This is a genomic window from Polymorphospora sp. A560 (assembly GCF_045781765.1).
In the GTDB taxonomy this organism is placed as follows: Bacteria; Actinomycetota; Actinomycetes; order Mycobacteriales; family Micromonosporaceae; genus Polymorphospora; species Polymorphospora lycopeni.
Map to the genome: position 1 here is coordinate 4,538,006 of NZ_CP122282.1, position 21,600 is coordinate 4,559,605.

Genomic DNA, 21,600 nt, shown 5'->3' on the forward strand with positions numbered 1-21,600 from the left:
GGCCGGTCAGCCACACGCCGGGCGCGGCCGTGTTGCCCGGGCCGGGCCCGGCGCCGTCGCGCCGGGCCCGGGCGACGGGTCAGAGCGCCGTGGTCAGGCGCTCGGAGAGTACGCGGATGAAGCGGGCCGGGTCGCTCAGCTCGCCACCCTCGGCGAGCAGTGCCATGCCGTAGAGCAGTTCGGCGGTCTGCGCCAGGGTGGCCTCGTCCTTGCCCTCGGCGCGGGCCGTACGCAGGCCGGTCACCAGCGGGTGGCTGGGGTTGAGTTCGAGGATCCGCTTGATCCGCGGCACCTCCTGCCCCATCGCCCGGTACATCTTCTCCAGGGTCGGCGTGACGTCGTGCTCGTCACTGACCACACAGGACGGCGAGGTGGTGAGGCGGGACGAGAGCCGAACCTCCTTGACGTCGTCCTGCAGCGTCGTGGTCATCCACGACAGCAGGTCGGCGAACTCCTCCTTGCGCTGCTCCCGCTCGGCCTCGGCGGCCTTCTTCTCCTCGTCGGTGTCGAGGTCGACCTGCCCCTTGGCGATCGACTGGAACCGCTTGCCGTCGAACTCCGGCACCGACTCCACCCACAGCTCGTCGATCGGGTCGGTGAGCAGCAGCACCTCGTAGCCCTTGGCCCGGAACGCCTCCATGTGCGGAGAGTTCTCGATGACCGACCGCGACTCCCCCGTCACGTAGTAGATGTGCTCCTGGCCGTCCTTCATCCGCTCGACGTACTGCCGCAGCGTCGTCGGCTTGTCGGCGTCGTGGGTCGAGGCGACCGAGGTGATCTCCAGGATCGCGTCCCGGTTGTCGACGTCGCTGAGCAGGCCCTCCTTGACGGCCCGGCCGAACTCGCGCCAGAACGTGTCGTAGCGCTCGGCGTCGGAGGTCAGCAGGTCCTTGATCGACGACAGCACCTTCTTGACCAGGCGGCGCCGCATGAGCTGCACCTGGCGGTCCTGCTGCAGGGTTTCCCGCGACACGTTCAGCGACAGGTCCTGGGCGTCGACGACACCCTTGACGAACCGCAGATATTCGGGGACGAGCGGCTCGCAGTCGTCCATGATGAACACCCGCTTGACGTAGAGCTGGACGCCGCGCTTCGCCTCGCGGGTGAAGAGGTCGAGCGGCGCGTGCGACGGGATGAACAGCAGCGCCTGGTATTCGAAGGTGCCCTCGGCCCGCAGGTGGATGATGTCGAGCGGGTCGGTCCAGTCGTGGCTGACGTGCTTGTAGAACTCGTGGTATTCGGACTTCTCGACCTCGTCCTTCGGACGGGCCCAGAGCGCCTTCATCGAGTTGACCGTCTCGGTCGCCGGGGCGGTGATCTCGCCCTCGGCCCCGGTGTCGGTCTCGCCGGCCGGCGGCTGGTCGACCGGCATCCGGATCGGCCAGGCGATGAAGTCCGAGTGCTGCTTGACCAACTGCCGGATCTTCCAGGGCTTCGTGTAGTCGAAGAGCTGGTCCTCCTCGTCGGCCGGCTTGAGGTGCAGGGTGACCGTCGTACCCTGCGGCGCGTCGTCGACCTGCTCGATCGTGTACGTCCCCTCGCCGGTCGACTCCCAGCGGGTCGCCTGCTGCTCGCCGGCCTTGCGGGTCAGCAGGGTGACCTTGTCGGCGACCATGAAGCTGGAGTAGAAGCCGACCCCGAACTGCCCGATCAGGTCCTTCGACGCGGCGGCGTCCTTGGTGTCCTTGAGCTTGCGCAGGAACTCGGCGGTGCCGGACTTGGCGATCGTGCCGACCAGGCTGACCACGTCGTCGCGCGACATGCCGATCCCGTTGTCACGGATGGCGAGCGTACGCCGCTCGGCGTCGATCTCGATGTCGATGTGCAGGTCGGAGGTGTCGACCTGGAGTTCCTTGTCGAGCAGGGCCTGTAGCCGCAGCTTGTCCAGCGCGTCGGACGCGTTGGAGATCAGTTCCCGCAGGAAGGTGTCCTTGTTCGAATAGATCGAATGGACCATCAGGTGCAGGAGCTGGCGCGCCTCAGCTTGAAACTCAAGAGTCTCGGTCTGGGTACTCATCGAATCCTTCTCCGGCGGCGATTTTCGACAGGAGATGCTACCCCAGCGGCCCTCTTCCCCCGCCGTCGTGCGTACCGGTGGAGGAACTTCCCGCGCCGACGGCGGACGCCGGCCCGGTCGGGATCGCGACAGCCGCCGGTTCCGGCTGCCGGAACCGGCGTTTTGGCAGGTGAACGGCGTCTCGGGCAGAGTTGGACCGGCTTCGCGACCAGCCACCCGACGTACCCGACCGATAGGTCTGGAGCGGTCATGTCCAGCCTGCCCACCCCACCCGCCGACGCCCGCACCGAGGTCGCCGAACGCCTCGTCACCCTGATGGAACTCGTCGCCACCGGCGGCACGCCGCACACGCTGGCGAACCTGGTCCACCGGGCGGGTCTGCCGAAGACCACCACCTACCGGCTCCTGCGTACGCTCCAGCGCCTCGACGTCGTCCAGCGGCACGGCACCCGCTACCTGGCCGGGCCCCGGCTGCTCCGCCTGGTCACCACCGTCACCGCCGACGAGCAGGAGCTGCGTCGGGTCCTGATGCCGTACCTGATCGAACTGGCCTACGACACCGACCAGGTCGTCCGGCTGCTCGTCCTGCGCGGCGACGAGGCGGTCGCCGTCGAACGGCTGTTCACCCGGAGGTATGCCGCCGTCATGCGCGGCTACCCCGACCGGTCCCCCGCCCCGGACAGCGTCGGTGGCCAACTCCTGCTGGCCGGTGCGCCGGACCCGGTGGGGTCGGAGGGTCGCGGCCCGGCCGCCGACCCTGGCCCGGACGCGGGTGGCGGGCCGGCCGGGCTGGAGGTGGTCGCCGTGCCGGTGCTCGGTCCGGCCGGCCGGCCGGTCGCCGTCATCGAGATCGCCGGCTTCCCGGACCACTTCCTGCGGCCGCGACTGACCACGGCCGCCCGCCGGGCCGCGAACAACGCCGCCCAGATCCTGCGCCGGCGCCCGCCCCGGCAGTTGCCGGCTACGTCCAGCGCCGCCGTTCCTTCTCGACGTCGTCCATGAACCCGGCCGCCGGGTGCCATGGTTGCGCGGCGGCTAGATTCGGGTGGTGACGATGCCGACCGTACGCGCGATCGATGCGTCGGAGCAGGTCTTCGACGACCCGTCGGAGGTCGCTCTGCACGACCTGCTGGCCGACATGAACCTGAGACAGCGGTTCGTCATCGTCGAGCGGCTCGACCGGGAGCCGGCCGGACACCACTACATGCAGGTCTATCTCAACGACGACCTCAGCTACCAGGTGGAGTACCGGGAGGGCGGCGCGGACCGGCACTTCCAGGCGCAGGTACCCAGGCGGCCCGACGTCATCGGCGTGGAGTCGGTCGCGCGGATCCTCGCCGACTGGGCTTCCGACCGGCCAGGGTGGCGGGACGCGTTGCCGTGGGTTCCGTGGCCGTCAGCAGCGCCCGGGCCGCAGGCGTGACGCCATCAGCTTGGTGACGGGCACCGGTCGGTGTTGGTCTCCACAGCGAATTCGCTGTGGATACGCCGAATTCGCTGTGGAGACCAACAGTGGTACCCCCGCCGCCGCGGGAGTCTCCACCCCGGCCCGCCCGTGACGAGCCGGATGAGCCACGAATTCGATGCCGCGCTGGCCGCGGTCGGACCACGGCTGTGCGAGCTACGCCGCCGCCGCGGGGTCACCCTCACCGCACTGTCGGAGACCACCGACTTCGACACCCACCTCCCGCGAACGCTGCAACGTCAGGGCCCGCTACCGGCCCGGGAGTCCGGTCATACCTTGACCGGCTGGCGCGACTCGGCCGCCGTCACCGCCTCGCCGCCCGCGTCGGCGGCGGTCCGCTCGGCGAAGGTCTGCAGGCCGACCAGGTCGTCCGGTGTCGCGTCGGCGACCTCGTCGTCGAAGCGGGCCAGGCTGCGGATCCGCAACGACACCGCGACGACGACGGCGACGCAGATCCCGAGTACGACGTACAGCAGGCCGGTGCCCCGCCCCTCCCCGACGCCGAGGACCAGGCCGGCGGTGCCGGCGAGCGGACCGCCGTCGGCGAGCAGCGGCTCGAAGATCGGGACGAGGCCCGGGGCGAGCACGGCCTGGCCGAGCGGCATCGTGGACAGCGCGATGACCATGTTGAGGGCGATGACCCGGGCGTGCAGGCGCTGCGGCACCTTGGTCTGGATGATGGTCAGCCAGATGCCGTTGATCACCGACAGCGACAGTGACATGCCCAGTGCGCCGGCGGCGACCATGGCGATGCTGGGTCGCAGGCCGGTGAGCAGGCCGGCTCCGGCGAAGACGAACGTCATCAGGAGCATGCCGCGCATCCGGCGGTGACTCGGGCCGCCCCAGATCGCCATGATGCCGCCGCCGAGCAGGGCGCCGGCGCCACCGGCGAGCGAGACGCGGGCCACCGACTCCAGCGGGGCGAAGGCGAGCACGAGCGGCGACAGCAGCAGGAACATCGGGGCGAGGAAGAGGTTGAAGGCGGCGAAGAAGAGCACCATGGCGCGGAAGTTGCGGTGCCGTACGGTGTAGCGCAGCCCGCCGGTGATCTCGGCGAGCAGGCTCTCCCGGCGCCGTCGGGCCATCGTGCTCGGGAACCGGACGATGAGCAGGACGGTCGTCACGAACGCGTAGCTGACCAGGTCGATCAGCAGGATGCCGCCGAGCCCGATGCTGGCGATGAGGCCGACGGCGACCAGCGGCACGAGGAACTGCGCGACGCCGCCGGCGAGTTGCACCATGCCGTTGGCGTGGCCGAGGTATCGCTTGGGGACGAGCTGCGGTACGGCCGACAGGTAGGCCAGGCGCTGGAAGGTCAATGCGACCGACAGCCAGCCGACGAAGGCGTAGATGTGCCAGGGCACCAGGTTGTCGGTCCAGTAGAGGGCGGCGAAGGTGGCGATGGCCGCGAGCGCGGCGATGTCGCCGGCGAGCATGGCCAGCCGGCGGTCGCTGCGGTCGATGATCGCGCCGGCGATCGGGGCGACGAGGATGCCGGGCACCTGACCGAGTACGGCGAACAGCGCGAACCGGATCAGCGAGCCGGTCTCCAGGTATGTCCACAGTGGTACGGCGAAGCCGGTGAGCGCCGAGCCGGTGGCCGAGACGATCTGGCCGGTGGCGACGGTGAGGAAGCGGCGCATTCCGGGCTGCCGTCCGGTGTCGGCCGGTGCGGCGGCGGTGCGGGAGACGTCGGCCAGTTCCCAGGAGGCGGCCGGCGCGGGTCCGGCCGGCGCGGGCCGCTCGACGGTGCCGGCCGGACCGGCGGTCAGCTCCCGGTCGACGCCGGTGAGGATGCGGGCGAGTTCGCCGGCCCGGAACTTGGCGAAGTAGTGCCCGGCCTCGGCGAGCACGACCAGGGCGGTCGTGCCGGAGAGGAAGTGCCACTCGCGGAAGCGTTCCTCGTGGTATTCGGTGCCGGGGTCGCGGTCGCCGACCACCGAGATGATCGGTGCCCGCAGCGGGGTCACCCGCTTGTGCAGCAGGTCGGTGAAGTAGTCCTCGGCGGCCTCGGCGTCGTGCCGCATAGCCCGGATCAGGAACCGGCGCTGTTCCTCGTCGAGGGCGCCGAGGTCGGCGCCCATGCCCTGCAACCAGTTGGCGTAGACCCGGTCGCCGCGGAACCGTTCCCGCAGCCGTAGCCTGGACAGCCAGCCGGTGAGGCCGCCGACCGGCCGGGCGAACGGGAAGATGCCACCGAGGTAGACGGCGTCGAGTTCGCGGCCGGCCTCCTCCAGCCGGCGGGCGATCTCGACGGCGAGGGCGCCGCCGGGGCCGCAGTGGCCGTAGACGACGAGTGGTCCGGTGACGGTGGCCAGGATCTCGTCGACGCACTTCTGCGCGGTGACGGTGACCGGTTCGATCTCCTCGGCGAGCCCGATGTCGTGGCCGGGTACGGCGACGGCGTAGAGGCTGTGCCCGTCGGGCAGCGCGTCGGCGAGCGGCTGGTAGACGACGGCGTTGGCGCCGCCGTACGGGACGCAGACGTAGGAGCGCAGCCGGGGGCCGGTGGGGCGGCGGGTCAGTTCGTGCAGCAGCCGGCCGGTCGTCGAGGTGTCCTCGCCGGTGGCGAGGGCGGCGAGGGCGCGTACGGTGCGGCAGCGGAAGACGTCCATGACGCTGATCGGCCGGTCGGTGGTCAGTGTGCGGCGCAGCCGGGCGACGACCTGGGTGGCGAGCAGGGAGTGGCCGCCGAGGTCGAAGAAGTCGTCGAGGGCGCCGACCCGTTCGACGCGCAGGACCTCGGCCCAGATCTCGGCGATCGCGGTCTCGACCGGCCCGTCCGGCTCGACGTGTTCGACGGTGGAGACGGCGGCGGCCGGCTCGGGCAGGGCCTTCCGGTCGACCTTGCCGTGTTCCTGCAGCGGCAACCGGTCCAGCCAGACGAACAGGTTGGGGATCATGTATTCCGGCAGGGTCTCGGCGAGCAGCCGGCGCAGGGTGGCGGGGTCGGTGTCGGGCCGGTCGGGTTCGCGCTGGAGGTAGCCGACGAGCCGGTCGTCGCGCAGCGTCGCGACGGCGGCGCCGACGCCGGGGCAGCCGGTCAGGGCGGCTTCGACGTCGCCGAGTTCGACCCGGTAGCCGCGCACCTTGACCTGCCCGTCGCGGCGGCCGAGGAATTCGAGCTGGCCGTCGGGGCGCCAGCGGCCGAGGTCGCCGGTGGCGTACATGCGGGCGCCGGGCTCGGCGGCGTACGGGTCGGCGACGAACCGGGTGGCGGTCAGCCCGGGCTGGTTGAGGTAGCCGCGGGCGAGCCGGTCACCGCCGAGGTGGATCTCGCCGGTGGCGCCGACCGGGACGGGGCGCAGGCGGTCGTCGAGGACGTAGACCCGGGCGTGTGGCAGCGGGGTGCCGATCGGGGTGGCACCGGTCCCGTCGGCGCCGGCGGGAACGGGGTAGGTGGTGACGCCGACGGTGGCCTCGGTCGGGCCGTAGTGGTTGACGACCCGGGCGCCGCCGGTGGCGAGGGAGGCGGCCCAGTCGAGCCGGGACGCCTCGCCGCCGAGGATCAGCGCGCGGGCCGGGACCAGGTCGGCCGGCGGCACCTCGACGGCGAGGGCGGCGAGGTGCGACGGGGTCATCTTCAGGTAGTCGACGCGGTGTTCCCGCAGGTAGGTGGCGAGTTCGTCGCCGGTGCAGCGGCGCGGCACGAGGTGGACGGCGCCGCCGGTCGCCAGGCCGAGGTAGAAGACGGTGACGGCGAAGTCGAACGACAGCGACTGTGGCAGGGCCCAGTTGGCGCCGGGTACGGCTGCGAAGCGTTCGGCGACGTCGGCGAGGTAGTTGCGGACCTGCCGGTGGGCGACGCCGACGCCCTTGGGCCGGCCGGTGGAGCCGGAGGTATAGATGACGTATGCGAGGTCGTCCGGTCCGGCGACCGGTCCGGGGTGGGTCGCCGGCCGGGCGGTGATCTCGTCGCGTACCCGGTCGAGGGCGACGGTGGGTGCGGCGCCGAACAGGTCGGTGAGTTCGGCGGTGGTGAGGACCAGGGCGGGCCGGGCGTCGTCGACCATGGCGGCGAGGCGGGCCGGCGGCAGTTCGGCGTCGAGCGGTACGTAGGCGGCACCGGCACGCAGCACGCCGAGCAGCGCCGAGGCCAGTTCGGCGGACTGTTCGAGGCAGACGCCGACGAGCGCGCCGCGCCCGACGCCCCGGCCGCGCAGCCAGTTGGCGAGCCGGTTGGCGGCGGCGTCGAGGTCGCGGTAGCTGGTGGTCGTGCCGGCGGCGACGATCGCCGGGGCGTCGGGGGTCGCGGTGACGTGCGGGCTGACGACGTCGGCGAGGGTGCCGGCGGCGGCGGGTACGGGCGGCGGGGTGCCGAGGGCGAGCACGGCCGACCGCCGCTCGGCGCTCATCAGGTCCAGTTCGGACAGTAGCGCCTCGGGGTCGCGGGTGGCGTGGGTGAGCAGCCGTACGTACTGGGCGGCGAGCCGGGCGATCGTGGATTCGTCGAACAGGTCGGTGCGGTAGCCGAAGACGGCCCACATGCCGTCGTAGCGTTCGTCGACGTAGAGCGAGAGGTCGTGCTTGGTGCTGGTGATCTGCAGGCCGTAGCGCAGCGCGGTGAGGCCGTCCGGCCAGGTGCCGGCCGGCCCCTCGGAGTTGTGCATGCCGAAGAGGACCTGGAAGATCGGGGACCGGCTGGTGTCGCGTTCGACGTTGAGGTCCTGGACCAGCCGTTCGAACGGCAGTTCCTGGTGGCTGAGGGCCTCCAGGACCCGGTCGCGGGTCTGGTCGAGCAGGTCGGCGAAGGTCGTCGTGGCGCCGATGCCGGCCCGCAGCGACAGCATGTTGACGAAGAGCCCGACCAGGTTCTCCAACTCGGGGCGGATCCGGCCGGCGACCGGTGAGCCGACCGCGAAGTCGCGCTGCCCGGTGGCCCGGTGCAGGAGGGTGTGCAGGCCGGCGAGCAGGGTCATGAACAGGGTCGCCTGGTGTTCGCGGCCGAGGTGGCGCAGCGCCTCGATCAACTCGTCCGGGAAGCGGACCTTGAGGCCGGCGCCGTCGATGCCCATCTCCGGCGGGCGGGGCCGGTCGGTCGGCAGGTCCAGCGGCGGTACGCCGGACAGCGTCCGCCGCCAGTAGGCGAGGTCCGCCTCGCCGGCCGGGCCGTCCAGGCGTTCGCGCTGCCAGGCGGCGTAGTCGGCGTAGCCGATGGGTAGCGGTGGTGGCGCCGGGGACCGGCCGAGCCGGGCGGCGTAGAGGGCGGCCCAGTCGCCGAGCAGGACCGGACGCGACCAGCCGTCGCTGATCGCGTGGTGCATGGCGATGTGCAGCACGTGGTCGTCGGGGCCGATCTCAACGACCATGGCCCGCAGCAGCGGGGCCCGGGTGAGGTCGAACGGGCCGGCGTCCCGGGTGGTCAGGATCCGGGCCCAGCCGAGCACGTCGGGTCCGGCGGCCGGGTCGTGCGGCACGAACCGGAACGGGATCTCCACGGTCGGTGCGATGTGGACGGTCGGCAGGCCGGTGTCCGAGATTGGGAAGCTGGTACGCAGGCTCTCGTGGCGGTCGGCGAGGTCGCCGAGGGCGGCCCGCAGGGCGTCGAGGTGCAGCCGGCCCTGGAGCCGGACGGCGGCCCGCATCACGTACGCGGTCGTGTCCGGGTTGAGCTGCTCCATGAACCAGAGCCGCTCCTGCCCGAACGAGACCGCCGGCGGCTCGCCGTCCGGCCGGCGCGGGATCGCCGCCGGCGCCGTGGCGGTGGCCGCCGCCGCCCGGCGCAGCCGCTGGGCGATCAGGGCCCGGCGTTGCTCGGACAGGCCGCCCGGCCGGGGTGCGGTGACGGTCACCGGGCCACCCCGCCGTCGAGCAGGCTTTCGACCTCGTCGTCGGAGAGCTGTTCGACGTCGGCGACGAGCAGTTCCTCGACGGCGGCGGCGAACGTCTCGGCGGTGGAGTGCAGGAACAGCACCCGGATCGGCACCTCCAGGCCGAGGGCGGCGCCGAGCCGGGCGACGACCCGGGTCGCCAGCAGCGAGTGGCCGCCGATGTCGAAGAAGTCGTCGAGGACGCCGACCTGCTCGCGGCCGAGCACCTCGCCCCAGGTGGCGGTGACCATCTCCTCCAGTTCGGTACGGGGTGCGACGTACTCGCGTACCTCGAGGTCGCCGGCCTCGGCGGCGGGCAGGTTGCGGCGGTCGATCTTGCCGGCGGTGTTCAGCGGCATGGCGTCGAGCACGACGACCTGGCCGGGAACCATGTAGGCGGGCAGCTCCTCGGCCAGGTGGGCGCGCAGCTGCCGGCTGGACGGCTCGGCGCCGGGGGCGGCGGTGACATAGCCGACCAGTCGGGCGTCGTGTCCCTCCCCCGCGGTGACGACGGCGGCCAGGTGCACGTCGGGGTGTCCGCCGAGCCGGGTCTCGACCTCGCCGAGTTCGATGCGGTGGCCGCGGATCTTCACCTGGTGGTCGACCCGGCCGAGGAACTCCAGCTTGCCGCCGCGCAGCCAGCGGACCCGGTCACCGGTGCGGTAGAGGCGGGCGCCGGGTGGCCCGTACGGGTCCGGGACGAACCGTTGCGCGGTCAGTTCCGGCCGGCCCCGGTAGCCGAGCGCGACACCGGCGCCGCCGATCAGCAGTTCGCCGGGTACGCCGACCGGCACCGGCCGCAGTGCCGCGTCGACGACGTAGAGCTGGGTGTTGGCGAGCGGGCCACCGAGGGTGATCTCCGAGGCGGCGTCGGCGATCTCGCCGGCCGTGGACCAGATCGTCGTCTCGGTCGGGCCGTACACGTTGACCAGGCGGCGCACCCGGGGCCGCAGCTCGCGGGCGAGCCGGGGCGGCAGCGCCTCGCCGCCGGTCAGCGCGGTCACCGTCGGCGTGTTGAAGCCGGCGTCGAGCAGCATCCGCCAGCCGGACGGGGTGGCCTGCACGTGGGTGACCGCGTTGTCGTGGGCGATCCGGACGACGGCGACGCCGTCCCGGAGGCTGTCCTCGGGCACGAGGACCAGCCGGGCACCGGTGACCAGCGGCAGGTAGAGCTCCAGGCCGCTGATGTCGAACGACAGCGAGGTGATCCCGAGCCACACGTCGGACGGGCCGCTGCCGAGCGTGTCGCGCATCGACAGCAGCAGGTTGGTCAGCGCGGCGTGCGACACCTCGACGCCCTTGGGCCGGCCGGTGGAGCCGGAGGTGTGCAGGACGTAGGCCAGCGCCTGCGGGTCGTACCGGGGTTCGACGGCGTCGGCCGGCTCGCCCGCGGCCGGGTCGTCGGCGAGGTCGACGACGTGGGCGTACCCGGCGGGGTCGAGGTCGGGAGCCACGCCGCGCCTGGTGACCAGGTGGGTGGCGCCGGCGTCGGCACGCAGCCAGGACAGCCGGGCGGCCGGCAGGTTCGGGTCGAGCGGCAGGTAGGCGGCGCCACAGCGCCAGACGGCCAGCAGGGTGGCGACCAGGTCGGGGCCGCGGTCCAGGCAGATGCCGACGACGGTGCCCGGCCCGGCGCCGAGCCCGGCCAGGTGCCGGGCGGTCCGGTTGGCCCGGGCGTCGAGGTCGCCGTACGTCTGGTCGTCGACGGCCGGCGCGTCCGGGTGCGCGGCCGCCCGGGCGGCGAACAGGCCCGGTACGGTGCCGCTGTAGCGGCGGCGTGGCCCCTGGCCCCAGGCGAGGACCTGGCGTTGCCCGGCGACGTCGTCCATCGGCAGTTCGGACAGCCGCGCGTCCGGGGTGGCGATCATGGCCCGGAGCAGCACCTCGTAGCGTTGCAGGTAGGCGCGCACGGTGTCCGGGGTGAACAGGCCGGTGTCGTAGCGCAGCGACAGGGCCAGCATCTCCGGGCCGATCCAGGCGTCGAGCACCAGGTCGAACAGGACCTGGGTGATGCCGATCGAGAACGGCGCGCCCTTGATCCCGGGCAGGATGTCCATCTCCGGACTGTCCTGGGTGTGCAGGATGAACATCGTCTCGAACAGCGGCGTGCGGCTGACGTCGCGGGCCACGTCGAGTTCGCCGACCAGCCGTTCGAAGAGGATCTGCTGGTGCGCGTACGCCTCCAGGGCGGTGGTGCGGGTGCGGCGCAGCAGTTCGGCGACGGTGGGGTCGCCGGACAGGTCGCCGCGCATGACCAGGGTGTGCACGAAGCAGCCGACGAGCGGTTCGAGTTCGGTGCGGGACCGGCCGGCGCTGGCCGAGCCGACGCTGACGTCGGTCTGTCCGGCGTGCCGGCCGAGCAGCAGCTGCCAGGCGGTGAGCAGCACCATGTACGGGGTGCAGCGCTGGCTGCGGGCCAGCCGCTGCACCTGACCGGCCAGGTCGCCGGCGATCCGGTGGTGCACCCGTTCGGTGCGCGGGGTCTTGAACAGCGGCCGGGGCAGGTCGGTCGGCAGGGTCAGGGCGGGTGCGTCGGCGAGCCGCTCGCGCCAGTAGGCGAGGTCCTGTTCGGTCTTGCCGGGCGGCTGGTCGGCCTGCTCGCGTACGTAGTCGCCCCAGCCGACCGGCAGCGGGGTGAACACCGGCTCGGTGCCGGTGAGCAGGGCGCCGTAGGCGATGCCTAGGTCGGCGATCAGGATCGCCTGGGAGGCGCCGTCGAAGACGACGTGGTGGACGACGATGACCAGCAGGTGGTCGTCGGCGGCGAACCTGAGCAGCGCGGCCCGGATCAGCGGCCCGGCGGCCAGGTCGAACCGGGTGTCGAAGTAGTCCCAGCCGATCTCGCGGGCCCGGTCCTCGCGCAGTTGCTCGGGCTCGGCGGACAGGTCGACGCGTTCGAGGTCGAACTCGCCGGGGTCGGCGATCAGCTGCACCGGGGCGCCGTCGCGTTCGACGAACGTGGCCCGCAGCGCCTCGTGCCGGGTGGTGACCACGGCCAGGGCCCGGGCGAGCAGGTCCGGGTCGAGCGGGCCGTGCAGGCGGCGGGCGAAGGCGACGTTGTTGGGCTGGCCCGGATCGAACCGGTCGAGGAACCACAGTCGTTCCTGCGCTGGCGACAGCGGCAGCTCGATCATCGTTCGCCACACTCCTCGGGTGACTTCTGGCCGGTGGGTGTCCGGCCGGGACGGGCCGGGGTGACCGCCGCGGTGGGTGCCGGTCGCGGTCGGGTGGTGGCCGGCGCTAGAGCCATGGCCACGGCACGTCGTGGAAGGCAGCCTCGACCAGCAGCCGGTCCAGGTCGCGCAGGAAGCGCTCGGCCCGGTCGGGCGGCAGGTGGGCGGTGTCGGCGGTCAGCGCGAGGCCGAGGCCGCCCGGCCGGTCGACGATCTCGATCCGGGTCCGCCAGGTGAACGCGTCGAACGACTCGGTCCAGTCGAACGACGACCCGGCCAGCGCGGCGCGGACCCGGGCCGGGGTGGTGTCGTGGCCGAAGAGGTCGGCGTCGGTGGTGAGCCGGATGTCGTTGAGGTAGCAGTGCGCGTTGATGCCGGTGGCGTACGGGTAGCCGGCCGCCTCGAACGCGGTGCGCATGTCGGCCGGGTCGTAGTACGCCGACCGGTAGGCGTTCATCGCGGCGGACCAGACCCGGGGCAGCAGTTCGGCGAAGGCGGGCCGGTCGGTCAGGTCGACGACGACCATGCCGAGCTGGTTGAGTTTGGCGATCGCCTCGTCGTAGCCGGGCAGCGAACGGTTGCTGACCATGGTGTAGACGCCCACGACGTCGTTGCCGGACCACTTCGCCAGGACCAGCGAGGTGGCGGCGAGGATGACCGTCGAGCTGGTGACCTGGTGCCGGTTGGCGATCATCCGTACGGCGGTGTCGGCGGCCGCCGAGACCAGCACGCCGCGCCGGAACCGGGGCGAGTGCGGCGGGCCGACCGGGGGCAGGGTCTCCTGCGGCAGGCGGCCGTAGCCGGCCACCCAGTGCGTGACCGCCCGCTCGCCGCGCCGGCGGTGTGCGGTGTCGTGCTCGCGGTGGGCGACGTCGACCGACTGCATCCCGGCCGGGGTGTCGATCGATCCGCGTAGCAGCAGCAGCCGCAGGTCGCGCAGGACCAGTTCGGCGGCCCGGAAGTCCACCGTGGTGTGACTGAAGACGATCACGACCTGGCGGACCCGCCCGGCGACCAGGATCAGCGCGATCCGCTGCGGCAGCTCCTCGGCATGGTCGAACGCGGTCGACGCCAGTGTGGCGGCGGTCTCGTCGGCGACCCGGGTGACGTCGGCGGCGCGAGTGTCGGCCCGGACGCCGTCGGCGGCGCGGATGTCGGTCGGGACGCCGTCGGCGGTGGTGTCGGCGGGCACCAGCAGCACCGGTTGGCTGCCCCGGTCGGCGACGACCTGGCGCAGCTCGCCGTCGACCGTACGCAGCCGGGTGCGCAGCGAGCTGTGCCGGGTGAGCAGGGCGCCGACGGCCCGCAGCACGTCCGCCGGGGCACGGCGGGGCACGGCCACCACCCGACGCAGGTTGATCTTCGGCTGGTAGTCGGGCTTGCGCAGGATGGCCATCCAGAGCGCCCGCTGTCCCCAGGTGATCGGCGCGGAGGCGGTCGGGGTGGCGGCGAAGTCGACAGCGGTCCACCCGTGCGTGGTCGGGCCGGTCGGCAGAACCGTACCCTCGATCATCGATACCGCCGATCTTGAATGGACCGTCGACTGTGGTCGGTGCACCGCGACGCACGGCCCGGATGTTTCGACAAGTATCTGTTTGCCGGGACCGGTCTTGACCATCCACAAGAAAGCGCATTCCAATGTCCGTTCGGCCGATCCGATCGACCTTGCGAAGGGTCACGCTGTCGGTGCCGACCGGCGGCGCCGCCCGCCGGGCGCCGGGGTCCCGGGACCGACCCGCCGGCCACGTCCCGGCCGGCCGGTCAGCCGGGCCGCCACCGCCGGCTGCCCGAGGACGATCCCGACCAGCACGAGCGCGATGCCGCCGGCCTGCCGCACGGTGAGCGTCTCGGCGGCGAGCAGGGTGCCGAGCAGCACCCCGGTCACCGGGTTCAGCAGGCCGATCAGCCCCACCGCGGCGGCGCTGAGGTGCCGCAGGCCGGCGAACCAGGCGACGAAGGCGAGCGCGGTGGCGACCACCGTCACGTATCCGAAGGCGAGGACCGCCGCGACGTCGAGGTCCGGCGGCGCCCCCTCCACGGCGACCGCGACCGGCAGCAGGACGGCGCCGCCGGCCACGAGTTGCCACGAGGTCGACGCCAGCACGTCGACCTGACCGCCCCACCGCTTGGCCAGGACGTAGCCGAACGACGACATCACCATCGCCGCCACCGAGGCCAGTACGCCGACGGGGTCGACGGTCGACGTACCGGCGAACAGCATGAGACCGACGCCCGCGATCCCCATTCCGGCGCCGGCCAGGGCGAGCAGGTGCGGGCGTTCGGCGAGCAACGCCCAGGCGATCATCATCATGGCGACCGGCGAGGTGGCCATGACGGTCGACGCGACGCTGGTCGGCAACACCTGTGCGGCCAGGTACACCAGGGCGAAGAAGGCACCCATGTTCAGCGTGCCGAGCACCGCGGACCGCCACCACCACGAGCCGCTCGGCAGCTTCCGGCGTACGGCGAGCAGCAGCAGGCCGGCCGGCAGGGCCCGGATCACCGCCCCGTAGAGCGGCTGGTCGGCGGGCAGGAACTGGTGGGTGACGTAGTAGGTCGTGCCCCAGGCCACCGGCGCGATCGCGGTCACCAGGCTCCACCGGAAATTACCTTCCATGGAAGCAATGTAGCTTCCATGGAAGGTACACTGCGACCATGAGTGAGCAGCGCCTCGACCACGTCGCCCGGATCCAGCGGGAGTGGGCCCGGGAGCGGCCCGACGTCGACGTGGCGCCGCAGGGTGTCATCGGACGCCTGCACCGGCTCGCCGCCCACCTGACCGAGGAACTCTGCGTCGTCTACCACCGGCACGGCCTCGGCGAGGGCGAGTTCGACGTGCTCGCCGCCCTGCGCCGGGCCGGCGAACCGTACGAGCGGGCCCCCGGCGAACTCGCCCGGTTCACGATGGTCACCACCGGGGCGATGACCAAGCGCATCGACCGGCTCGAACGCGACGGCCTGGTCACCCGGCGCCGCAGCGGCAGTGACGGCCGTGGCCGGGTGGTCGCACTGACCCCGGCCGGCCGGCGGCTGATCGACCAGGCGTTCACCGAGCACATGCGCAACGAGCGCCGCCTGCTCGACGCCCTCACCCCGCAGGAGGCGGCCCACCTGGAGGCGCTGCTGACCACCTGGCTCGGACGCGTCGAGCGGTAGCCCGGGCGCCCCGGACAGCGCATTTCCGCGCCGACAATCACCCCGACCTGCGCATTTAACGATGTTCCCATTCCAGCAATCGCCGTAACAGTTCCATCTCCCACTCACCCCATGGAATATAGGGCGACATTCATCCTGGCCAGCACTGTCATCGACCTTGATGACCAGTCCGGATACCAAATCTGAGACACCCATTGACACGGCCCACGTAATTGACAAACATCGAGCCCATGAAGCGCGCGGCAGAGTTTCTCGTCGCCCGGCTCGTCATCGACCTCGTGCGATACGCCGGCGGGCGGTGTCCGCACTGACCGTCGGCGACAGGGCAGTCCGCCGACGCCGCGCCTGAGCCACCGGCGCAAGCGCCGCCCACCCACCACCTCTCCCCTGCCCCGACGGGTCCGGCGCCGCATCGCGCCGTCTCGTGCCGCCCGACCACCGGCCGGCCCGGGGCCTTCCTGGAGGCCACGATGACCGCCCCCGCACCCGCGATCGACCGGCCAGGGCCACCCGAGGCACAGCCCGGGGAGAAGCCGCTGAAGGTGGTGCCGGCCCGCCACCCGTGGCGCTGGGCGGCGACCGCCGTGACGCTGGTGCTGGTCGCCATGGCCGGCAACGCACTCGTCACGAATCCGGCCTGGGACTGGCACTTCGTCGGCCAGTACCTCTTCTACGAGACGGTCCTGCGGTCGGTGGGGGTGACCCTGCGACTGACCGTGCTCGGCATCGTGCTCGGATTCCTGCTCGGCACCGTGATCGCCCTGATGCGGCTGTCCGCGAGCCCGCTGCTGACCACCGTCGCCTGGGGCTACGTGTGGCTGTTCCGCTCCGTACCGCTGATCCTGCAACTCCTCTTCTGGTTCAACCTGGCACTGCTGTACGACCAGATCTCGTTCGGGATCCCGTTCGGCCCGTCGTTCTTCGCCGTCGGCACCATGGACCTGATCGGGCCGATGACCGCCGCGACCCTGGGGCTGGCCCTGCACCAGGCGGCCTACGCGGCCGAGATCGTCCGGTCCGGGTTCCTCTCGGTCGACCAGGGGCAACTGGAGGCTGCCGCCGCGCTCGGCATCCCCCGCGGCCGTCAGGTCCGGCGGATCCTGCTGCCACAGGCGATGCGGAGCATCGTGCCCAACGCCGGCAACGAGATCATCGGCATGGTCAAGGGGACCTCGGTCGTCTACATCATGGCCATCCCGGAACTCTTCTACCAGGTGCAGGTGATCTACGCCCGCAACGGCCGGGTCATCGCGCTGCTGCTGGTCGCGGCGATCTGGTATCTCCTGCTGACCACCGTCCTGTCGATCGTGCAGTACCACGTCGAGCGGCACTACGCCCGCGGCGCGGTACGGACGCTCCCACCCACGCCGCTGCAACGGGTCCGCCGGTTCGCCGGCAACGTCGCGGCGGCCCGGCGGCAACGCCGCGCCGGCCGTGAGCAGTTCGCGGCAGACCTGGCGGGTGAGCGGTGAGCGCCCCGCCACGGCCGATGGTCGAACTGCGCGGCATCCACAAGAGCTTCGGCCCGCTGGAGGTGCTGCGCGGAATCGACCTACGGGTCCGGGCCGGCGAGGTCGTCGTCGTCCTCGGCCCGTCCGGATCCGGCAAGTCCACGCTGCTTCGCTGCGTGAATCACCTCGAGAAGGTCAACCGCGGCTCGGTACGCATCGACGGCGAGCTGATCGGATACCGCCGTACCGGCAACCGGCTGCGGGAACTGAAGGAACGGGAGATCCTGCGCCAGCGCACCCACATCGGGTTCGTCTTCCAGAACTTCAACCTCTTCCCGCACCTGACCGCGTTGGAGAACGTCGCCGAGGCACCGGTGGCGGCGCAGGGCCGGCCCCGGCGGGAGGTGCGCGAACTCGCCGCCGAACTGCTCGACCGGGTCGGCCTGGCCGACCGGGCCGACGCCTACCCGCGCCGGCTGTCCGGCGGGCAGCAGCAGCGGGTCGCGATCGCCCGCGCCCTCGCCCTGCGCCCGAAGGTGCTGCTCTTCGACGAGCCGACCTCGGCCCTGGACCCGGAACTGGTCGGCGAGGTCCTGGAAGTGATGAAGGACCTGGCCCGGGCCGGCACCACGATGGTCGTCGTCACGCACGAGATCGGCTTCGCCCGTGAGGTCGCCGACACCGTCGTCTTCATGGACGGCGGCGTGATCGTCGAACAGGGCCCGCCCGACGAGGTGCTCGACCGACCGAAGCACGAACGGACCCGCTCGTTCCTGGCGAAGGTCCTGTGACCCACCGATCCCCCCTCCAAGGAGTCCGCATGCCCCGCACCCGACCACGCCGGTCCCTGGCCGGCACGCTGGCCCTGGCCACCCTGCTGGCGCTCGCCGCCTGCGGCACCCCGGACGACGAGCCGGTGGCCACCGCCGGGGACCGGCCCGGCTCGACCGTGATCAACACCAGTCCCGAACAGAACCGGGTACGCGGCACGAAGGTCGACGCCGTCGCGGCCAAGGTGCCCGCGGCCATCGCGGCGGACGGCAAACTCAGCGTCGGGATCAGCGCCGGGCAGACCCCGCCGCTGTTCTTCCGGGCCGACGACGACCGCACCCTGATCGGGGTCGAGCCGGACATCGCCCAACTCGTCGCCGACGTACTGGGGCTGGAACTGGACCTTCGCCCCACCTCCTGGGACAACATCTTCCTGGCGGTGCGCTCCGGGCAGAACGAGGTCGGCTTCTCCAACATCACGGTCACCGAGGAACGCAAGGACCTCTACGACTTCGCCACCTACCGGGTCGACTCGCTGGGCTGGGAGGTCCGTGTCGACGGCGGCATCGACCGGATCGAGAAGCCGGCCGACATCGCCGGGCTGAACGTCTCGGTCGGCTCCGGCACCAACCAGGAGGAGGTCCTGTTGCGCTGGGACGAGCAGAACAGGGCCGCCGGCCTCGCCCCGGTGAAGATCACCTACTACCAGAACTCGGCCGACTACCAGCTCGCCCTGCTGTCCGGCCGGATCGACGCGTTCTTCGGGCCGAACCCGTCGGTCGCCTACCACGCGGCCGTCAGCGGAAGGACCAAGGTCGTGGGCATCGTTCCCGGCGGCGGCGAGGTGCCGGCCCAGATCGCGGCGATGACGCAGAAGGGCAACGGGTTCGTCGAGGCGCTGGACGCCGCCCTCGACGCGGTCATCCAGGACGGCACGTACGCGCGGGTGCTGGCCCGGTGGGGGCTCGGCGGCGAGGCGATCCCGGCCGCCGAGATCAATCCGCCCGGGCTGCCGCGGAGCTGACGTGCCGGCCCGGGGACTGACCATCCGCTACACCAGCCCGAACGACCCGGCGGCCCGGCCGCTGCTCGACGAGCTGACCCACGAATACCGCAGCCGGTACGGCCCCAACGAGGAGATGACGCGGTACCCGGCCGGCGACTTCGCCCCGCCGCACGGCGCGTTCCTGCTGCTGGTCACGGCGGACGGCACGGCCGTGGCCGGTGGCGCCTTCCGCCGGCACGACCGCGAGACCGCCGAGATCAAGCGGGTGTGGACCGACTCGGGACACCGCCGCCAGGGCCTGGCCCGCCAGGTGATGCGCGAGCTGGAGGCGGAGGCGGTCCGTCGCGGCTACCGCCGGATCTGGCTCACCACCGGCCCCCGCCAGCCGGAGGCCGAGGCGCTCTACCTGCGCCTGGGCTACCAACCGCGGTACGACGTCGACGCCGACCGGGCGACCCTGCCGTACCTGCCGTTCGAAACCCACCTGCCGCTGTCCACATCGGAGCTGTTCGGGCCGGAGCTGGGCCGGTGACCCCGCGCCGCCGGTGGCCCGCCGAACGTGCGCGACGGGCTACCGGCGGTCCACCCCGGGCTCCGGCGGTGACAGGACGGATCGCAGGAGCTGTTCGAGCCGGGGCCGTACGTGTTCGCCGGCCCGCCCCTGCCCGGCAAATCCCCACCAGGCGAGTTCGCCCTGCCACAACGACACCAGCAGCCGCCCGACCCCCTGGTCCGCACCGGTGTGGCCGGCGACGGCCGCGTCGACGACGGCCGCCAGGCGGTGCAGCCAGGCGAGCCCGCGGGCCCTGGTCTCCGGCCGGCGGAGGTCTTCGCGCAGCAGCACGAGGCCGTCCACGTAGCGATCGGTGTCGTAGTCCTCGCTGAGTTCGACCAGCAGGTCGACGGCCCCGGCCGGGCCGGGTGCCATGGCGGCGACGGCCCCCTCGGTCCGCGCCTCCAGGCGGTCCCAGGCCCGGCCGAGCGCGGCCGTGACCATGGCCTCCTTCGTCCCGAAGCGCTGGACGAGGGTGGCGGGGGAAAGCCCGGACGTGGCCGCGACGGTCGCGAACGACGGTGCCCCGCCATCGCGTTCGATGAGGCCGAGGACGTCGTCCAGGACCCGCTCGTCGGGGACTGATTTGCGGCGTGGCATGACGCCAGCATATAAACGAACGGTCGTTTACAAAAAAGCGGGGAGGCACCACATGACCGACTCTCAGATCGTCGCCCTGGTGGCGGGCGGCACCCGCGGGGCCGGGCGCGGCATCGCCGTCGAACTGGGCGCGGTCGGCGCGCGGGTGTACGTGACCGGGCGCACCACCGCCGCCCAACGGTCGGAGTACGGCCGCGCGGAGACGATCGAGGAGACCGCCGCCCTGGTCGACGAGGCGGGCGGGGTCGGCATCCCGGTCCGGGTCGACCACCTCGTCCCGGCCGAGGTCGCCGCGCTGGTCGACCGGATCCGCACCGAGTCCGGCCGGCTCGACGTCCTGGTCAACGACATCTGGGGCGGCGAATACCTGACGGAGTGGAACACCCCGGTCTGGAAGCACGATCTCGACAAGGGGCTGCGCCAGCTACGGCTCGCGATCGACACCCACCTGATCACCGCGCACCACGCGCTGCCGCTGCTCATCGAGCGGCCCGGCGGCCTGCTCGTCGAGATGACCGACGGCACCGCCGAGTACAACGCCGCCAACTACCGGCTGTCGCCGTTCTACGACCTCGCCAAGACCGCCGTCGGCCGGCTCGGCTGGGCACACGCCAAGGACCTCGCCCCGTACGGCGCCACCGCCGTCGCGCTGACCCCCGGCTGGATGCGGTCGGAGATCATGCTCGACATGTTCGGCGTCGCCGAGGAGAACTGGCGGGACGCCCTCGACCGGGAACCGCACTTCGCCATCTCGGAGACGCCCCGGTTCGTCGGCCGCGCCGTCGCCGCCCTCGCCACCGACCCCGACCGGGCCCGGTGGAACGGGCGGTCGCTGTCCAGCGGTGGGCTCGCCGCCACGTACGGCTTCACCGACCTCGACGGCTCCCGGCCGGACTGCTGGCGGTACATCGTCGAGGTCCAGGACGCCGGGAAACCCGCCGACGTCACCGGCTACCGCTGACCGCCGCCCGCGTCAGCTTGGCCGCGTCGGGTCGGCGACCGGGGCGCCCGGGTCGATCTCGCGTACGACCCGGGCCGGGTTGCCGACCGCGACGACGTTGGCCGGCAGGTCCCGGGTGACGACCGCGCCCGCGCCGACCACGGTGTTCGCGCCGATCGTCACCCCGGGCAGCACGATGGCCCCGCTGCCGAGCCAGGCGTTGTCGCCGATGGTGATCGGCTTGGCGGCCTCCCACTTCTCCCGGCGCGGCGTCGGCTCGACCGGATGGGTGGGCGTCAGAAGCTGGACGTTCGCCCCGATCTGGACGTCGTCACCGATGGTGATCGCGGCGACGTCGAGCGCGACCAGTCCGAAGTTGGCGAAGCAGCGGGCCCCGATGCGGATGTGCCGCCCGTAGTCGACCCGCAGCGGTGGCCGGATCACGGTCTCCTCGCCGATCTCGCCCAGCAGCTCGGTCAGCAGCCGGCGCTGTTCGTCGGACCGCCGCGCCGGGGTCGCGTTGTACGCCTCCGTCAGCTCGGCCGCGCGGTGGAGGAGTTCCGCCAGCTCGGGGTCGTCGGCGAGGTAGAGATCGCCGGCGAGCATCCGCTCCCGCATGGACCGACCGTCAGTCATGCGTACGATCGTACACACCGCC

General features: G+C 72.3%; 15 protein-coding genes. 8 read left to right on the top strand and 7 right to left on the bottom strand.

Going from position 1 to position 21,600, the window contains the following annotated elements; translation table 11 throughout:
• Positions 1 to 79: 79 nt before the first annotated feature.
• On the bottom strand, positions 80 to 2,017 hold the full coding sequence (gene htpG, locus QCD66_RS20220) for a molecular chaperone HtpG (RefSeq protein ID WP_364206655.1): 1,938 nt from the start codon (positions 2,015 to 2,017) through the stop codon (positions 80 to 82).
• Positions 2,018 to 2,266: 249 nt separating this feature from the next.
• Here htpG and QCD66_RS20225 point away from each other — a divergent pair, with 249 nt between their 5' ends.
• Both QCD66_RS20225 and QCD66_RS20230 read left to right on the top strand, forming a co-directional pair.
• Positions 2,267 to 3,019, top strand: a complete 753-nt coding sequence (locus QCD66_RS20225; RefSeq protein ID WP_375734943.1) for a helix-turn-helix domain-containing protein — start codon at positions 2,267 to 2,269, stop codon at positions 3,017 to 3,019.
• A gap of 46 nt (positions 3,020 to 3,065) precedes the next feature.
• Positions 3,066 to 3,440, top strand: a complete 375-nt coding sequence (locus QCD66_RS20230; protein ID WP_375734944.1) for a hypothetical protein — start codon at positions 3,066 to 3,068, stop codon at positions 3,438 to 3,440.
• 311 nt (positions 3,441 to 3,751) lie between these two features.
• On the opposite strand, the gene QCD66_RS20235 is transcribed toward QCD66_RS20230, so the two are convergent.
• From QCD66_RS20235 to QCD66_RS20250, 4 genes are all read right to left on the bottom strand, one after another.
• Positions 3,752 to 9,274, bottom strand: a complete 5,523-nt coding sequence (locus tag QCD66_RS20235) for an amino acid adenylation domain-containing protein (RefSeq protein WP_375734945.1) — start codon at positions 9,272 to 9,274, stop codon at positions 3,752 to 3,754.
• On the bottom strand, positions 9,271 to 12,426 hold the full coding sequence (locus tag QCD66_RS20240) for an amino acid adenylation domain-containing protein (RefSeq protein WP_375734946.1): 3,156 nt from the start codon (positions 12,424 to 12,426) through the stop codon (positions 9,271 to 9,273). The genes QCD66_RS20235 and QCD66_RS20240 overlap by 4 nt, the downstream gene beginning before the upstream one ends.
• Positions 12,427 to 12,532: 106 nt before the next feature.
• On the bottom strand, positions 12,533 to 13,978 hold the full coding sequence (locus QCD66_RS20245) for a condensation domain-containing protein (RefSeq protein ID WP_375734947.1): 1,446 nt from the start codon (positions 13,976 to 13,978) through the stop codon (positions 12,533 to 12,535).
• Between the two features lie 162 nt (positions 13,979 to 14,140).
• Positions 14,141 to 15,082, bottom strand: a complete 942-nt coding sequence (locus tag QCD66_RS20250; RefSeq protein WP_375734948.1) for an EamA family transporter — start codon at positions 15,080 to 15,082, stop codon at positions 14,141 to 14,143.
• A gap of 38 nt (positions 15,083 to 15,120) precedes the next feature.
• Here QCD66_RS20250 and QCD66_RS20255 point away from each other — a divergent pair, with 38 nt between their 5' ends.
• The 5 genes from QCD66_RS20255 to QCD66_RS20275 all read left to right on the top strand — a co-directional run bounded on the left by QCD66_RS20255 (position 15,121) and on the right by QCD66_RS20275 (position 19,381).
• The gene (locus QCD66_RS20255) at positions 15,121 to 15,621 is read left to right on the top strand and encodes a MarR family transcriptional regulator (protein ID WP_364206671.1); all 501 of its coding nucleotides are present in this window, start codon (positions 15,121 to 15,123) and stop codon (positions 15,619 to 15,621) included.
• Between the two features lie 470 nt (positions 15,622 to 16,091).
• Entirely contained in the window at positions 16,092 to 17,093 is a 1,002-nt protein-coding gene (locus QCD66_RS20260; protein ID WP_375734949.1) for an amino acid ABC transporter permease, read from the top strand.
• Positions 17,094 to 17,110: 17 nt separating this feature from the next.
• Positions 17,111 to 17,863, top strand: coding sequence for an amino acid ABC transporter ATP-binding protein (locus tag QCD66_RS20265; RefSeq protein ID WP_364207592.1), 753 nt, complete (start codon positions 17,111 to 17,113; stop codon positions 17,861 to 17,863).
• 29 nt (positions 17,864 to 17,892) lie between these two features.
• Positions 17,893 to 18,867, top strand: coding sequence for an ABC transporter substrate-binding protein (locus QCD66_RS20270; RefSeq protein ID WP_364206675.1), 975 nt, complete (start codon positions 17,893 to 17,895; stop codon positions 18,865 to 18,867).
• 1 nt (position 18,868) lies between these two features.
• The gene (locus QCD66_RS20275; protein ID WP_364206677.1) at positions 18,869 to 19,381 is read left to right on the top strand and encodes a GNAT family N-acetyltransferase; all 513 of its coding nucleotides are present in this window, start codon (positions 18,869 to 18,871) and stop codon (positions 19,379 to 19,381) included.
• Between the two features lie 39 nt (positions 19,382 to 19,420).
• Here QCD66_RS20275 and QCD66_RS20280 read toward each other — a convergent pair whose 3' ends face one another.
• A complete protein-coding gene (locus QCD66_RS20280) occupies positions 19,421 to 20,002 on the bottom strand; it encodes a hypothetical protein (RefSeq protein ID WP_375734950.1) in 582 nt (193 codons plus the stop codon).
• Between the two features lie 52 nt (positions 20,003 to 20,054).
• Between QCD66_RS20280 and QCD66_RS20285 the strand changes: the two genes are divergently transcribed.
• Positions 20,055 to 20,963 carry an SDR family oxidoreductase gene (locus QCD66_RS20285; RefSeq protein ID WP_375734951.1) on the top strand — a complete coding sequence of 303 codons (909 nt, stop codon included), beginning with the start codon at positions 20,055 to 20,057 and terminating at the stop codon, positions 20,961 to 20,963.
• A gap of 12 nt (positions 20,964 to 20,975) precedes the next feature.
• Here QCD66_RS20285 and QCD66_RS20290 read toward each other — a convergent pair whose 3' ends face one another.
• Positions 20,976 to 21,578 carry a sugar O-acetyltransferase gene (locus QCD66_RS20290; RefSeq protein ID WP_375734952.1) on the bottom strand — a complete coding sequence of 201 codons (603 nt, stop codon included), beginning with the start codon at positions 21,576 to 21,578 and terminating at the stop codon, positions 20,976 to 20,978.
• Positions 21,579 to 21,600: the final 22 nt, after the last annotated feature.